We start from the raw sequence: 15,174 nt of genomic DNA, 5'->3' as shown, positions 1-15,174 counted from the left end.
CAATGACCGATACGCCCCGGGTTAGTATTAATGTGCAGAGCGTTTATATTGCGTCGCAGTCGGATCCTGAAGAGGAGCGCTACGTTTTTGCTTACACCATTACAATCCGCAATTTGGGGCGTACCGCTGCTCAGCTGCTTGGCCGTTACTGGCTCATTACCAACGGCAACGGCCGCGAAACTGAAGTTCAGGGTGAAGGCGTGGTGGGCGAACAGCCGCTTATTCAGCCCGGAAACGAGTTTCAGTACACCAGCGGTGCCGTTCTCGAAACGCCGATGGGCACCATGCAGGGACACTATGAGATGATCGACAGCGAGGGCGAAGCCTTCCGTGTAGAGATCCCGGTGTTCCGCCTGGCAATCCCCACTCAAATCCATTAATTCTGATTGCGGTGCAAAGCCCTGCCGCCGCACCGCATATGGCTGGACAGGTTTATGAGCACTTATCTAATCGGCGATATTCATGGTTGCTACGATGAACTGCAATCTTTGCTGGCGCAGGTTGCTTTCGACCCCGCTCAGGACACCCTGTGGTTAACGGGCGATTTAGTAGCGCGGGGTCCCGGCTCGCTGGAAGTTTTACGCTTCGTTCGCTCTCTCGGTGATGCGGTTAAGGTGGTATTAGGCAATCATGATTTGCATCTGCTGGCCGTTTTCGCCGGGATTAGCCGTAACAAACCTAAAGATCGAATTACGCCGCTGTTAGAAGCCGAAGACGCGGATGAGCTGATTAACTGGCTTCGTCGTCAGCCGCTGTTGCAGGTTGATGAAGAGAAAAAGTTGGTGATGGCCCATGCCGGGATCACCCCGCAGTGGGATATCGAAACGGCGCAAAGCTGTGCTCGTGAAGTGGAAGCCGTGCTCTCCAGCGATACCTATCCGCTGTTTCTTAACGCTATGTATGGCGATATGCCCAATAACTGGACGCCAGAACTCAGCGGACTGGCCCGTTTGCGCTTCAGCACCAACGCGTTGACCAGAATGCGGTATTGCTTCCCTAACGGCCAGCTGGATATGATCTGCAAAGATACACCAGACTCTGCCCCGCCGCCGCTAAAGCCCTGGTTTAAAATCCCCGGCCCGGTTTCCCGTGATTACACCATTGTGTTTGGTCACTGGGCTTCACTGGAAGGAAAAGGCACGCCGGAAGGCATTCTGGCACTGGATACCGGTTGCTGCTGGGGCGGTACGTTGACCATGCTGCGCTGGGAAGATCAAGCGTGGTTTATTCAGCCTTCCAACCGGGAACGGTCGGTAGAGGAATAATGCACAGGGCGGAAAATTTTCCGCCCTGACTTTTAACGGCGATCGAGAATTTCGAAGCAGTAGCTGTGGGTGTTCTGTTCGTCCGCGTCATGGAACTCGCTGAACGTAGACTGCCATTCGTCAGGCTCATAATCCGGGAAGGTCGTATCGCCTTCCACTTCTGCATCAATGTGCGTCAGATAAAGACGATCGGCTCGTGGCAGCAGCTGCTCATAAACACGCCCGCCGCCAATGACCATGATTTCTTCAGCGTCGGCTGCCGCCAGCAGCGCATCCTCGATCGAACTGACCCAGGTCACGCCTTCTGACTCACCTTTCTGAGAACTGATCACAATATTCAGTCGGCCGGGCAGAGGGCGACCAATAGATTCAAAGGTACGACGTCCCATGATCACAGGCTTGCTCAGGGTGTTACGTTTGAACCACGCCAGGTCGGCAGGCAGATGCCACGGCATGGCGTTTTCCATTCCAATTACGCGGTCGGCCGCCATGGCCGCAATCAGGCTTATCATCAGATAATACTCACAAGGTGTAAAATTGGCGCCATCATACGGAAAGGTGAAACTTTCGTCGATAGCTAAACCTGGCGAAATACGTAAAGGTTTTTCAGCGTATCGTTTGCGTGTCTTTTCGCGGAACTTCGCGCTAAAATGCGCGCAGCAAGCTACGTAAAATCCTTTTTTCCAACCGACATCGAAGAACATCATGTTAGAAACCAGTTTACTTATCGTCACGATTGCGACGCTGGGCATGCTCTCCCCTGGCCCGGACTTTTTTCTGATCGTTAAAAACGCAGCGCGCTATCGCCGCAGCGCGGCTTTGATGACGGCTTTAGGCGTTAACTGCGCCGTGGCGACGCACATGACTTACTGCGTTGCCGGGCTGGCCGTGGTGATCACCACCACGCCATGGCTGTTTATGCTGCTTAAATATGCAGGTGCCGCTTACCTGATTTACGTAGGCGTGCAGGCGTTGCTTTCGCGCGGCGGCAGCAAGATGGATCTGACCAATGTCGCGCCGGAAAATACCTCGCTGAAAAAGGCGTTTTTGCAGGGCTATCTTTGCAATCTGTTAAACCCAAAAGCAACGCTGTTCTTTCTGTCGATGTTTACTCAGGTGCTGAGCGTTAACTCCGGTTTCAGCGAAAAGGTGTGGTATGCGGGCATTATCCTCACGCTTTCCTCTCTCTGGTGGCCTTCGCTGGTGATCCTGATACAGAGCGCACCTGTACGTCGCGGGCTGGCTAAAGCTCAGAAGCTGATCGACAAACTGCTCGGCGGCGTGCTGATTGCATTGGGCATTAAAGTCGCCCTTTCCTGATAGCCTCGTCCGCGCCCGTCAGCAAAATCTCCTGCTGACGGGTAAGTCTCTGCTTATCCTTCAGCTGCTTTCCAGCCCCTTCCTTTTTATATCTTGTTCCCTCTCCACCGGCTAAAACTTTACAGGCAGGAAAACCTCTTTGCGAGGCGTTACGCAGTCTCAGCCAGTGAGTGGCGCATCTCAACTTAAATAACGGCAAACTACCTGACGAAAAATCGTGCAATACCATTGAACTATCCTTTATTTGGGGATAGATTATGCATAATCAGGAGACACAGCAGTGGATGCTATCTTTGTCGAACTTCCGCCATTCGCACGCCATCGTGCGGATTATCTCTCCGATGAGGCGTTTATCAGCCTGCAAAATCTCTTAATGCTTTCGCCATGGTGTGGTGACGTTATCCAACACACGGGCGGATTGCGTAAAGTCAGGTTAGGCGATGAGAACCGCCAAAAAGGGAAGCGTGCAGGCCTGCGGGTGATTTATTACTGGTGGCAGGAAAACGCCCAGTTCCTCCTTTTTACGCTTTACAGTAAGGGAGAAATGGGCGATCTCACCGTCTCGCAGAAAAGCATGCTGCGTCAGTTGCTTGATTATCATATGGCAGGAACACCATGAAAAAACGACAGTTGTTCAATGAGCTGGTTGAAGGGATGGATGCCTGGGGAGAGATGAATGCGGGCAAAAAAACGCTGAAAACTCACCGGCTGAGCGTTGAACGCGAAATTGTGTTGCCCTCGTCTGAGCTACGGCAGATCAGGGAGTCGCTACAGCTTTCGCAGGCGCTGTTTGCCCAGTACTTACATACCGGGCTGACCACCTATCAAAACTGGGAGCAGGGTCGTGCTAAACCCAACAAGCAGGCGATTCTGCTTATCCGCATGGTTGAAAAAGATCCTCAGCTGCTGCAAACCCTTGCCGGATTGTCGCTGTAGAAACCAGTGGCAGCGCACCGCCACTGGAAAGGATTACGAACCGCTCAGACGTTTGAATTCTTCTTTTGCTTTTTGCAGCTGCTGGGTAAATCCTTCATCGGCATGCAGACGCGCGACGATGGCGCCGCCCACCACACGGGCGGCCGTCACGTCACTCTGCCAGTGATAGCCACAAATTACCCTGCTCTGCCCAAGATCGTAGCCACGCTTGAGGATAGCATCCTGTCGGGACGGATTGATTTCCGTTAGTACCAGCGCGGTGGCCCAGCCTATCGTGGTATGGCCGGAAGGATATGAGCCATTTTTGGACAGCGTGGCCTCCTCATCGGCGCGACAGGTTGGCTCATTGTAATAAGCAAATGGCCTGATACGCATATAGTGCTGCTTGGCGCTGCGGGTCGCCAGGTCGCCCGCATCCTCACGCATTTTCATCAACAGCCGGTAGATTTCAGGCGTTTTTTCTTTAGAAATCACGTGGCCGAAAGCCCCGGAAAATGCTTCCGCCACGCCGTTACCGGAAATATGCGCATCCTGCCACGCCTGCTTACCGCGTGGCGTATTACGCAGCAATTTGGCCGCATCGTACTGGGCTTTGTCATTGAGGAAGTCGATGCTGTCCCCTGCCGGTGGCGGCGGCAGTAAGGCGAGGCTGTCGATCGACTGGGATTCTTTCAAAAAGAAGAGGTCCGGGTTGGTGGTGACATCAGGAGCGGCAAAAACAGGCCCAATAACCGCCCACGTCAGCGAGGCGAGTAAGATTTTTTTCATTATTTAATCCCTTTTTCATTATCCAGTGGTGTGCAAAACGCTCCGCTTTGCAAATAAAAGCAATTGCCGCGTAGATAGTAAGGGATTGTCAGCATGACCTCTGCCCTGAAGGTTACAGATTGAGCGCCGGATCACAGAGCATTCCAGAAAAAGGCAAAAAAAATCCCCGCCGGAGCAGGGATTTAGTCATAACAGATAGCGGTTTTAGCCGTTAATCTGCGCGTGCATTTCCTGTACCGAGATAACCTGCTCGGTCGGATCGGCATTCAGCGACATTGCAGTCGCAAAACCGCCGTTCAGCGTGGTGTCGTAGTGCACTTTATATTGCAGCGCACTGCGGCGGATCAGCTTGGAATCTTCAATTGCCTGACGGCCAGCCGTGGTGTTAACAATGTAGGCATATTCCCCGTTCTTCAGGCGATCCTGAATGTGCGGGCGGCCTTCATGCACCTTGTTCACCAGGCGCGGATTGATCCCCGCCTCACCCAGCACCACAGCCGTCCCGTGAGTCGCATCCAGCTCGAAGCCAAGTTTTTGCAGCTTTGCCGCCAAATCCACAATGCGTTTTTTATCGCCATCGCGAACTGACAGCAGCGCACGACCGCTTTTCTTCATGTTGCTTTGCGCGCCGAGCATCGCTTTGGAGAAGGCTTCTGCAAAAGTGCGGCCCACGCCCATTACTTCACCGGTAGAACGCATTTCCGGGCCGAGGATCGGGTCAACGCCCTGGAACTTGTTGAACGGCAGCACGACTTCTTTCACCGAGTAATACGGTGGGATCACTTCTTCCGTCACGCCCTGCTCTGCCAGCGTTTTGCCTGCCATCACGCGAGCGGCAACCTTCGCCAGCGGCACGCCGGTCGCTTTGGACACGAACGGTACGGTACGTGCGGCACGCGGGTTTACCTCAATCAGGTAAACTTCGTTATCCTTCACCGCAAACTGGACGTTCATCAGGCCACGAACGCAGAGCTCAAAGGCCAGTTTCTCAACCTGCTGACGCATTACATTCTGGATATCTTTGCTCAGCGTATAGGCCGGCAGTGAACAAGCCGAGTCACCGGAGTGAACGCCCGCCTGCTCGATATGTTCCATGATGCCGCCAATCAGCACGCGTTCGCCGTCGCAAATGGCATCGACGTCCACTTCCACTGCGTCGTCCAGGAAACGGTCCAGCAGTACCGGCGCGTCGTTGGAAACGGAAACCGCCGTCTGGAAGTAGCGCTTCAGGTCGATTTCGTCGTAAACGATTTCCATCGCCCGGCCGCCCAGCACGTAAGAGGGACGCACCACCAGCGGATAGCCGATATGCGCGGCTTTTTCTACCGCCTGCTCCAGCGCGGTGACCGTGGCGTTTTCTGGCTGTTTCAGGCCCAGGCGATCGACCGCCTGCTGGAAACGCTCACGGTCTTCCGCACGGTCAATCGCATCCGGGCTGGTGCCGATCACCGGCACGCCAGCGGCTTCCAGCTCACGCGCCAGTTTCAGTGGCGTCTGGCCGCCGTACTGGACGATAACGCCTTTTGGCTTCTCGATACGCACGATTGAAAGCACGTCTTCCAGCGTGACCGGTTCAAAGTAGAGACGGTCAGAGGTATCGTAATCGGTAGAAACGGTTTCCGGATTACAGTTGACCATGATGGTCTCATAACCATCTTCACGCAGCGCCAGCGCCGCATGAACGCAGCAGTAGTCAAACTCAATGCCCTGGCCGATACGGTTTGGCCCGCCGCCCAGCACCATGATTTTTTCACGGTCGCTGTTCGGGTTAGCTTCACACTCTTCCTCATAAGTTGAATACATGTAAGCGGTGTCGGTAGAGAATTCCGCCGCACAGGTATCCACGCGCTTATAGACCGGGTGCAGGTTGTACTGTTCACGCAGCTTACGTACTTCAGATTCGGCGACGCCAGCCAGCGCTGACAGGCGTGCATCGGCAAAGCCTTTACGCTTCAGGGTACGCAGGAATTCTGCCGTCAGGCCGTTAACGCCTTCATGAGCCACCTGCGCCTCCAGCTGCACCAGCTCCTCAATCTGCACCAGGAACCAACGGTCAACATTGGTCAGGGCGAAGACGTCATCAACTGACATGCCCGCACGGAAAGCATCAGCGATGTACCAGATACGGTCACAACCGGCATCTTTCAGCTCGCGGCGAATCTGGGTCATCGCTTCAGGATCGTTCAGGTCAACTTTAGGGTCGAAACCGTGCGCGCCCACTTCCAGACCGCGCAGCGCTTTCTGCATCGATTCCTGCAACGTACGGCCAATCGCCATCACTTCGCCCACTGACTTCATCTGCGTGGTCAGACGGTCGTTGGCACCGGCAAATTTTTCGAAGTTAAAGCGTGGGATCTTGGTGACAACGTAGTCGATAGACGGCTCGAACGACGCTGGCGTCAGGCCGCCGGTGATATCGTTCATCAACTCGTCAAGCGTGTAGCCCACCGCCAGCTTGGCGGCGATTTTCGCAATCGGGAAGCCGGTGGCTTTTGACGCCAGCGCCGAAGAGCGGGAAACGCGGGGGTTCATTTCAATAATGATCAGGCGGCCGTTCTCAGGGTTCACCGAGAACTGTACGTTCGACCCTCCGGTTTCCACGCCGATTTCACGCAGTACCGCCATCGAGGCGTTACGCATGATTTGGTATTCTTTGTCGGTCAGGGTTTGCGCAGGTGCAACGGTGATGGAGTCACCGGTATGAATGCCCATCGCATCGAAGTTTTCGATGGAGCAAACGATGATGCAGTTGTCGTTCTTATCCCGCACCACTTCCATTTCATACTCTTTCCAGCCGATCAGCGATTCATCAATCAGCAGCTCGTTGGTTGGCGACAGATCCAGACCGCGCTCGCAAATATCTTCAAACTCTTCGCGATTGTAAGCGATACCGCCACCGGTGCCGCCCATCGTGAAGGAAGGACGAATGATGCAGGGGAAGCCAACGTCTTCCGCCACCTTCAGCGCTTCGTCCATGGTATGGGCGATGCCGGAACGCGCGGTTTCGAGGCCGATTTTCTTCATCGCCACGTCAAAGCGACGACGGTCTTCCGCTTTATCAATGGCATCCGCCGTGGCACCGATCATGGTGACGCCGAATTCAGCCAGCACGCCCTGACGCTCCAGCTCCAGCGCACAGTTCAGCGCGGTCTGACCGCCCATGGTTGGCAGCACGGCATCCGGACGCTCTTTTTCAATGATTTTGCGTACTACTTCCCAGTGAATTGGCTCGATATAAGTGGCATCGGCCATCTCCGGGTCGGTCATGATGGTTGCCGGGTTGGAGTTAACCAGGATAACGCGGTAGCCCTCTTCGCGCAGCGCTTTACAGGCTTGCGCGCCAGAGTAGTCGAATTCGCAGGCCTGGCCGATGACGATCGGGCCAGCGCCAAGGATCAGGATACTTTTTATGTCGGTACGTTTTGGCATTTTCTCGCTCCTGATTATTTCGCGGTTGAACGGTAAGCGTCGATCAGTTCGATAAAGTGATCGAACAGCGGTGCGGCATCGTGCGGGCCAGGGCTGGCTTCAGGGTGTCCCTGGAAGCTGAAAGCTGGCTTATCAGTACGATGGATGCCCTGCACAGTGTGGTCAAACAGCGAAGTATGCGTTACGCGCAGGTTTGCAGGCAGGTTGCTGTTGTCTACCGCGAAACCGTGGTTCTGCGCGGTAATCATCACGGTGTTGTTGTCATGATCTTTTACCGGATGGTTGCCGCCATGATGACCCAACTTCATTTTCACCGTCTTTGCACCACTGGCCAGAGCCAGTAACTGGTGTCCCAGACAGATGCCGAATACCGGCACGTCTGTTTCCAGGAATGACTTAATCGCGCTGATAGCGTAGTCGCAAGGCTCCGGGTCGCCAGGACCATTTGACAGGAAGATGCCATCCGGATTCAGCTTCAGTACTTCTTCAGCGGAGGTCTGTGCCGGTACAACAGTCAGTCGGCAGCCGCGATCCACCAGCATCCGCAGGATGTTGCGCTTAACACCGTAGTCGTATGCCACCACGTGGTAAGGCAGCTCAGCATCGTCCTTCGGCGCTGGCAGTCCGCTCAGCGTCCAGCTGCCCTGCTTCCAGCTGTAGCTCTCGTTAATGGTGACTTCTTTCGCCAGGTCCATCCCTTTCAGACCGGGAAATTCTTTCGCCTTCTGCAGCGCCAGCGCCGCATCAGGCGCGTCGCCTGCAATGATGCAGCCGTTCTGCGCGCCTTTTTCACGCAGCAGACGGGTTAGCTTACGGGTATCGATATCGGCAATAGCGACAATGTTCAGGCGCTCCAGGTAGGCAGACAGTCCTTCTTCATTACGGAAGTTGCTGGCAATCAGCGGCAGGTCGCGAATAACCAGACCCTGCGCATGAACCTGAGAAGATTCTTCGTCAGCGGTATTGGTGCCGACATTGCCGATATGAGGATAAGTAAGAGTAACGATCTGGCGGGAATAGGAAGGATCAGTGAGGATTTCTTGATAACCGGTCATTGAAGTGTTGAAAACAACTTCCCCCACTGCCGAACCTAAAGCCCCGATGGCCCGACCGTGGAATTGGGTTCCGTCTTCCAGAACCAATAGCGCTGACTTAATCAAAACGTCCTCCAGAGAATAAACAGTCACATTATTTGCATATTAATTCAGGATGACCCCTTAAATCAATGCAAAAACCGCCTGACTGCTCGATTTTTGGCAAATTGCGCGCATTCTAATGATCGCCCATCTTATTGTCTACCCTGAGCACCTATTTTTCTTAGTTTTATGCCTCACTGAGCTTAAAAAAGGCCGGTCAGCACTGAAAACCACAACTATGTAGACGATAAAACCGGTTGCGTGAATAAATCGACTCAGAAAAAATCGGGAAGGAGGTAAAAAGTGGACCAAATGGTCAAAAACAGTTAGCGACAACGAAAATTATGATACTAAAGATATTAAAACAGCACCCAGCAGATAAAAAAATACCGAAACCAATTTAAAATACAAAAACAAAAAAGGATGCAATAAAAGCCATCCTTTTCAGTTATTTACATTAGTAATATAAAATAACCTTCTGACTCAACTCAAAGTTCGTCTAAATTTAGCACGCTTCTCATATCAAAAAGGCCTGATTTCTTCCATTTCAGCCACGATGCCGCTCGAACGGCACCTTTTGCAAAAGTCATTCGGCTGGAGGCCTTGTGCGTGATCTCTACACGTTCACCTATATCGGCGAACATCGCTGTATGTTCGCCGACGATGTCGCCAGCACGAACCGTTGCAAAACCAATGGTTTTCGCTTTACGCTCTCCAGTGTGCCCTTCACGCGCGTATACCGCATGTTCGTTCAGATCCCAGTCCATCGCATCAGCAATTGCCTCGCCCATGGCCAGAGCAGTACCTGACGGCGCATCAACTTTATGACGATGGTGCGCTTCGACAATCTCGATATCGGCATAATCACCCATCACTTTCGCCGCTTTTTCCAGCAATTTCAGCACAAGGTTTACTCCAACGCTGAAGTTAGCGGCAAAGACGATCGCTATCTCTTCTGCGGCAGCCTTAATGGCCGCTTTACCAGCTTCATCAAAACCGGTAGTGCCAATGACCATGGCCTTGCGGTGCTGGCGGCAAAAGGCCAGATAAGCCAGTGCCGCATCCGGCCGGGTAAAATCAATCAGCACGTCAAAGTCATCAACCACGGCTGACAGGTTGTCGCTGATTTTTACGCCCAACGCGCCAATGCCCGCCATTTCGCCCGCGTCGGTACCCGTCAGCGAAGAGCCTTCACGTGCCAGCGCTGCGCCTAAGCATACCCCTTCCGCCTCATTTACTGCCTGAATTAACTGACGCCCCATGCGTCCGGTGGCGCCAACGATAGCGAGGCGGATTTGTGCATCTTTCATAGTGAGTCCCTTTAAGTCTGTGCATGCAAAGCGTAAACAGGTTAACTACGCGCTAACCTGCACGCCACAATAAAAAAGGTATGATTAGAATTTTATGCCAGACAGGATCGATTATCAGTAAAACAAATCCCGGCACCAGCAGGAAGCGGGTGGCGTGACTCGTCAGAGGCTTTAACACTCAAAAAAAAGGGGCGGCAAAATGCCACCCCCTCTTTACGCCTTGAGCGAAAATTCAGCAACCGACAACACGTCAGGCGTTACTGGATTTCACGTACTTCCACACGCAGCTCTTTCGGCACTTCAAAGACAATATTTTCTTCGCGCCCGATTAGCTCAATAGCCGCTTCGCCGCCCAGCTCACGCAGACGCTGGATCACCTCCTGCACCAGAATATCCGGCGCCGAGGCTCCCGCGGTGACGCCAACGCAGCTTACGCCTTTGATCCACTCTTCCTGAATATCATCCGCTGAGTCGATCAGACGCGCCAGCTTACCGGCTCGCTGTGCCAGTTCGGCCAGCCGGTTAGAGTTGGACGAGTTACGTGAACCGACCACCAAAACCACATCCGCATCTTTCGCCAGCGTTCTCACCGCTTCCTGACGGTTCGTCGTGGCATAGCAGATATCGTCTTTACGCGGCCCAACGATTTTCGGGAAGCGGTCGCGCAAGGCATCGATCACTTCATAAGTATCATCAACCGACAGCGTGGTCTGGGTCATAAAGCACAGGTTTTGCTCATCTTTTACCTGTAGCTTATAAACGTCTGCCGGTGACTCCACCAGATACATGCCCCCTTTCGGGTTACTGTACTGACCCATGGTGCCTTCCACTTCCGGATGCCCGGCATGGCCGATAAGGATCGCTTCGGTACCTTTACGACTGGCACGCGCGACTTCCATATGCACTTTAGTCACCAGCGGACAGGTCGCATCAAACAGCATGGTCAAATCGCGGGCACGGGCTTCGGCACGCACCGCCTGAGAAACGCCATGCGCAGAGAAAATCAGGATCGAACCGTCCGGGACTTCCCCAATCTCTTCGATAAAGATGGCGCCACGTTCACGCAGGCTGTTGACGACGTAGCGATTGTGCACCACTTCATGACGCACGTAGATAGGCGCGCCATACATCTCCAGCGCGCGCTCTACGATGCTGATGGCCCGATCGACACCGGCACAAAAGCCGCGGGGATTAGCCAACAGGATTTGCATTTGTTGCCTCCAGCACCGGATCGATTTCCAGTACTTCTACATCAAAGTGAATAGTTTGTCCGGCCAGCGGATGGTTGAAATCCACGGTGATAGAATCGCCAGAAATCTCGCGGATCACCCCTGGCATCTCGTTGCCATCCATGCCGCTGAACAGCATGATTGCACCGATTTCCGGCTCGCCAGCCTGGGTAAAATCGCGGCGGGAAAAGTACTGGATCAAATCCGGGCTGGTGTGACCGAAGGCCGCGTCAGGCGCCAGCGAAAAGGCTTTTTTATCGCCTACTTTCAGGCCCAGCAGCTCGGCTTCCAGCGCGTCAGACAGGCTGCCGTCACCGAAGCTGAACAGTGCCGGTTTGCCGTTATTACGCGTCGATTCCGCCGTTGAACCGTCATCCAGTTTCAAGGTGAAATGCACCAGCACCGCGCTGTTGCCCTGTACAGAATCAGTCATGGCCAACCCTATTTTTCACTTTGCCCGCGGGCGTAAGAAACCCTTCCAGCACGATCAGTGCAGCACCGATACAGATGCCGCAGTCAGCAATATTAAAGGTAGCAAAATGCCAGTCGCCCACGTAGAAGTCGATAAAATCGACCACAAAACCGTGGTAAGCGCGATCGAACAAGTTACCTAATGCGCCGCCAATAATCAGCGCATAAGCAATATTGTTTAGCTTCTTGCTGGCTTCGGTGCGGTACATCATCACCAGCAGCGCCACGGCAATCGCCACGGCGATCCCGGCGAAGAACCAGCGCTGCCAGCCGCCTTTATCGGCCAGGAAGCTGAAAGCCGCGCCATAGTTATGCGCATAGAAGAAGTTAAAGAATGGCATCACCGACATCGACTCGTGCAGCATCAGCGTATTCATAATCCACTGCTTGCTGCCAAAGTCGATGGCAATCACCACCAGCACCAGCCACAGCCAGCGCAATCCGGTAGAGAAAACGGGCCGGTTCATCAGGCAAACTTACGCTGTTCGCCAGCGCCGCTGACGTTGGTGACACAACGGCCACAGACATCCGCATGCTCAGCATTCTGACCCACATCGGTGGTGTAATGCCAGCAGCGCGGGCACTTCTCGCCTTCTGCTTTATGCAGCGCGATTTTCAGGCCTTTGACCAGCTCGCTCTGCTGAGCTTCTTCTGTCGCCAGCGCGTAATCCGCAACCTGTGCGCCGGAAGTTAGCAGTACAAAGCGCAGTTCATCACTCAGACTGGTCAGTTTTTCAGCAAGCTGTGCGTCGGCGTACAGCGTGACGGTCGCTTCCAGCGAACCGCCAACACGCTTATCGGCGCGAGCCTGTTCGATAACCTTGTTCACTTCACCACGCACTTTCAGCAGTTCAGCCCAGAAACTGTCGTTCATCGGTTCGTTTTCTGCCAGACCAAACAGGCCGTCGAACCACTCTCCGGTGAACACATACTTCTCACGCTTGCCTGGCAGTTCGTTCCAGATCTCATCAGCGGTGAAGGACATGATCGGTGCCATCCAGCGAACCAGCGCTTCAGCGATGTAGTATAACGCGGTCTGGCAGCTACGACGCGCCAGGCCATCGGCCTTCGCGGTGTACTGACGATCTTTGATGATATCCAGATAGAAAGAGCCCATCTCAATCGAGCAGAACTGCATCAGACGCTGGATCACTTCATGGAAGTCATAGTTCTCGTAAGAAGCGACGATATCGTCCTGTGCCGCTTTCGCACGGCCAACGGCCCAGCGATCCAGTACCACCATCTCTTCCGGCTTGACCATGTCCGTTTCCGGATTGAAGCCGTTCAGGTTGGCTAGCAGGAAGCGCGCGGTGTTACGAATACGACGGTAGGAATCCGCCGCACGCTTCAGGATTTCATCAGAAACGGCCATTTCGCCAGAGTAGTCGGTAGATGCGACCCACAGACGCAGGATATCGCCACCCAGCTTGTTCATCACGTCCTGAGGAGAAACCGTATTGCCGATAGATTTCGACATTTTGCGGCCCTGACCATCAACGGTGAAACCGTGCGTCAGCACCTGACGATAAGGCGCTTTGCCTTTCATCGCCGTAGAGATCATCAGGGATGACATAAACCAGCCACGGTGCTGATCCGAGCCTTCCAGGTACAGATCCGGCGTGTGGCCTTCAAATTCCGGACGCGCATCGACCACTGAGTAACTGGTTGAGCCTGAATCGAACCAGACATCCAGCGTGTCAGGCACTTTGACGTAGTTTTCTGCGTCGTCGCCCATCAGATCTTTGGCGTCCAGATCCCACCAGGCCTGAATACCATCCTGCTCAACGCGCTGCGCGACTTTTTCCATCAGCTCAAGCGTATCCGGATGCAGTTGCTCGGTCTCTTTATGCACGAACAGCGCCATCGGCACGCCCCAGGTACGCTGACGAGAGATACACCAGTCGGGGCGCGTTGCGACCATACCTTCGATCCGTGCCTGGCCCCAGTCGGGGATCCACTGCACGCCTTTGATCTCTTTCAGGGACTGCTCGCGCAGGCCTTTCTGATCCATGCTGATAAACCATTGTGGCGTGGCACGGAAGATGATTGGCGTTTTGTGACGCCAGCAGTGCGGATAGCTGTGCTGCATTTTTTCAAAGTGCAGCAGTGCGCCTTTTTCACGCAGTAGCTCAACGACCATATCGTTCGCTTTAAAGACGTTAACACCATCCAGCGTTGGATAAGTGCCAGGCAGATATCTGCCGTCCGGGCCAACCGGGTTAGCGGTTTCGATACCGTATTTCTGGCAGATCACATAGTCATCAGGACCGTGCGCAGGCGCAGTATGAACCGCACCTGTACCCGCTTCCAGCGTCACATGCTCACCAAGGAGCACCGGAGAGGTCAGGTCGAGGAACGGATGCTGGAAAGGCAGCAGCTCTAGCGCAGCGCCTTTCGCTTCGCCCAGAACCTGCCATTCGGCAACGCCGGCGCGTTTCATTACGCTCTCAACCAGATCTTTTGCCAGAATCAGCGCGCGGCCTTCGATCTGCACCAGCTGATAGTCAAATTCCGGATGTACCGAGATCGCGCGGTTAGAAGGCATAGTCCATGGTGTAGTGGTCCAGATCACCAGAGAGATCGGCCCTTCCACCTTGTCTGCACCAAATTTGGCACGCACGGCATCCGCATCGACAGCGTTGAACATCACGTCGATGGACGGAGAGGTTTTGTCGTAGTACTCGACTTCCGCTTCGGCCAGCGCGGAGCGGCAGTCCAGACACCAGTGCACCGGTTTAGCACCTTTGTGCATATGGCCGTTGCCGATGATTTTACCCAGCGCACGGATGATGTTGGCTTCCGTTTTGAAGTTCATCGTCAGGTAAGGACGATCCCAGTCGCCCAGCACGCCCAGGCGAATAAAATCTTTTTTCTGCCCTTCTACCTGCTCAGCCGCGTAGTTACGGCAGGCTTCACGAAATTCAGCCGCCGATACTTTCTCGCCCGGCTTGCCGATCATCTGCTCAACTTTGTGCTCAATAGGCAGACCGTGACAGTCCCAGCCCGGTACGTAAGGCGCATCAAAGCCCGCCAGGCCTTTCGACTTAACGATAATGTCTTTCAGAATCTTGTTGACTGAGTGACCAATATGAATGCTGCCGTTCGCATAGGGAGGGCCATCGTGCAGGATAAAGGTTTTTTTCCCTTTTTTGGCTTCGCGGATGATGCCGTACAGGTTGTCATCATACCAACGTTGCAGCATTCCCGGTTCGCGTTTGGCCAGATCGCCACGCATCGGGAACCCCGTTTCCGGCAAATTCAGGGTAGATTTATAGTCACTCATCAGATTCTCGATTCCGTATTTCGGTTC

Annotated in this window: 14 protein-coding genes; 5 read left to right on the top strand and 9 right to left on the bottom strand. The window is 54.0% G+C overall.

The annotated features are described in order from the left end of the window. Window positions 1–2: 2 nt before the first annotated feature. A complete protein-coding gene (apaG, locus tag AAGQ96_RS03610; protein WP_147195131.1) occupies window positions 3–380 on the top strand; it encodes a Co2+/Mg2+ efflux protein ApaG in 378 nt (125 codons plus the stop codon). A gap of 54 nt (window positions 381–434) precedes the next feature. Beyond that, window positions 435–1,265, top strand: coding sequence for a bis(5'-nucleosyl)-tetraphosphatase (symmetrical) ApaH (gene apaH, locus AAGQ96_RS03605; RefSeq protein ID WP_342754871.1), 831 nt, complete (start codon window positions 435–437; stop codon window positions 1,263–1,265). Between the two features lie 32 nt (window positions 1,266–1,297). On the opposite strand, the gene folA is transcribed toward apaH, so the two are convergent. Beyond that, complete coding sequence (gene folA, locus AAGQ96_RS03600; protein ID WP_147200514.1) at window positions 1,298–1,777, bottom strand: type 3 dihydrofolate reductase; 480 nt, start codon at window positions 1,775–1,777, stop codon at window positions 1,298–1,300. Window positions 1,778–1,970: 193 nt separating this feature from the next. Here folA and AAGQ96_RS03595 point away from each other — a divergent pair, with 193 nt between their 5' ends. The 3 genes from AAGQ96_RS03595 to AAGQ96_RS03585 all read left to right on the top strand — a co-directional run bounded on the left by AAGQ96_RS03595 (window position 1,971) and on the right by AAGQ96_RS03585 (window position 3,521). Further along, window positions 1,971–2,585, top strand: a complete 615-nt coding sequence (locus tag AAGQ96_RS03595; protein ID WP_342754870.1) for a LysE family translocator — start codon at window positions 1,971–1,973, stop codon at window positions 2,583–2,585. A gap of 280 nt (window positions 2,586–2,865) precedes the next feature. Beyond that, on the top strand, window positions 2,866–3,204 hold the full coding sequence (locus AAGQ96_RS03590) for a toxin (protein WP_342754869.1): 339 nt from the start codon (window positions 2,866–2,868) through the stop codon (window positions 3,202–3,204). Next, window positions 3,201–3,521 carry a type II toxin-antitoxin system MqsA family antitoxin gene (locus tag AAGQ96_RS03585; protein WP_147195124.1) on the top strand — a complete coding sequence of 107 codons (321 nt, stop codon included), beginning with the start codon at window positions 3,201–3,203 and terminating at the stop codon, window positions 3,519–3,521. The genes AAGQ96_RS03590 and AAGQ96_RS03585 overlap by 4 nt, the downstream gene beginning before the upstream one ends. 33 nt (window positions 3,522–3,554) lie before the next feature. Here AAGQ96_RS03585 and AAGQ96_RS03580 read toward each other — a convergent pair whose 3' ends face one another. From AAGQ96_RS03580 to ileS, 8 genes are all read right to left on the bottom strand, one after another. After that, complete coding sequence (locus tag AAGQ96_RS03580; RefSeq protein WP_147195123.1) at window positions 3,555–4,289, bottom strand: phosphatase PAP2 family protein; 735 nt, start codon at window positions 4,287–4,289, stop codon at window positions 3,555–3,557. Window positions 4,290–4,493: 204 nt separating this feature from the next. Next, the gene (carB, locus tag AAGQ96_RS03575) at window positions 4,494–7,718 is read right to left on the bottom strand and encodes a carbamoyl-phosphate synthase large subunit (RefSeq protein WP_342754868.1); all 3,225 of its coding nucleotides are present in this window, start codon (window positions 7,716–7,718) and stop codon (window positions 4,494–4,496) included. Between the two features lie 14 nt (window positions 7,719–7,732). Beyond that, entirely contained in the window at window positions 7,733–8,878 is a 1,146-nt protein-coding gene (gene carA / locus AAGQ96_RS03570; protein WP_342754867.1) for a glutamine-hydrolyzing carbamoyl-phosphate synthase small subunit, read from the bottom strand. A 464-nt stretch (window positions 8,879–9,342) separates the two neighbouring features. Next, a complete protein-coding gene (gene dapB, locus AAGQ96_RS03565; RefSeq protein WP_342754866.1) occupies window positions 9,343–10,164 on the bottom strand; it encodes a 4-hydroxy-tetrahydrodipicolinate reductase in 822 nt (273 codons plus the stop codon). Window positions 10,165–10,421: 257 nt separating this feature from the next. Then, window positions 10,422–11,375, bottom strand: a complete 954-nt coding sequence (gene ispH / locus AAGQ96_RS03560) for a 4-hydroxy-3-methylbut-2-enyl diphosphate reductase (RefSeq protein WP_147195116.1) — start codon at window positions 11,373–11,375, stop codon at window positions 10,422–10,424. Next, entirely contained in the window at window positions 11,356–11,826 is a 471-nt protein-coding gene (fkpB, locus tag AAGQ96_RS03555) for an FKBP-type peptidyl-prolyl cis-trans isomerase (protein WP_147195114.1), read from the bottom strand. The genes ispH and fkpB overlap by 20 nt, the downstream gene beginning before the upstream one ends. Beyond that, entirely contained in the window at window positions 11,819–12,331 is a 513-nt protein-coding gene (gene lspA, locus AAGQ96_RS03550) for a signal peptidase II (RefSeq protein ID WP_342754865.1), read from the bottom strand. The genes fkpB and lspA overlap by 8 nt, the downstream gene beginning before the upstream one ends. Then, window positions 12,331–15,147 carry an isoleucine--tRNA ligase gene (gene ileS / locus AAGQ96_RS03545; protein ID WP_147195110.1) on the bottom strand — a complete coding sequence of 939 codons (2,817 nt, stop codon included), beginning with the start codon at window positions 15,145–15,147 and terminating at the stop codon, window positions 12,331–12,333. Before ileS ends, lspA begins: the two co-directional genes overlap by 1 nt. Window positions 15,148–15,174 lie beyond the last annotated feature (27 nt).

The sequence above is a fragment of the Pantoea sp. MBD-2R genome (assembly GCF_039134845.1).
Taxonomy (GTDB): domain Bacteria; phylum Pseudomonadota; class Gammaproteobacteria; order Enterobacterales; family Enterobacteriaceae; genus Erwinia.
Note: the sequence above shows the minus strand (reverse complement) of the source record. Positions and strands in the feature narration are given on the sequence as shown.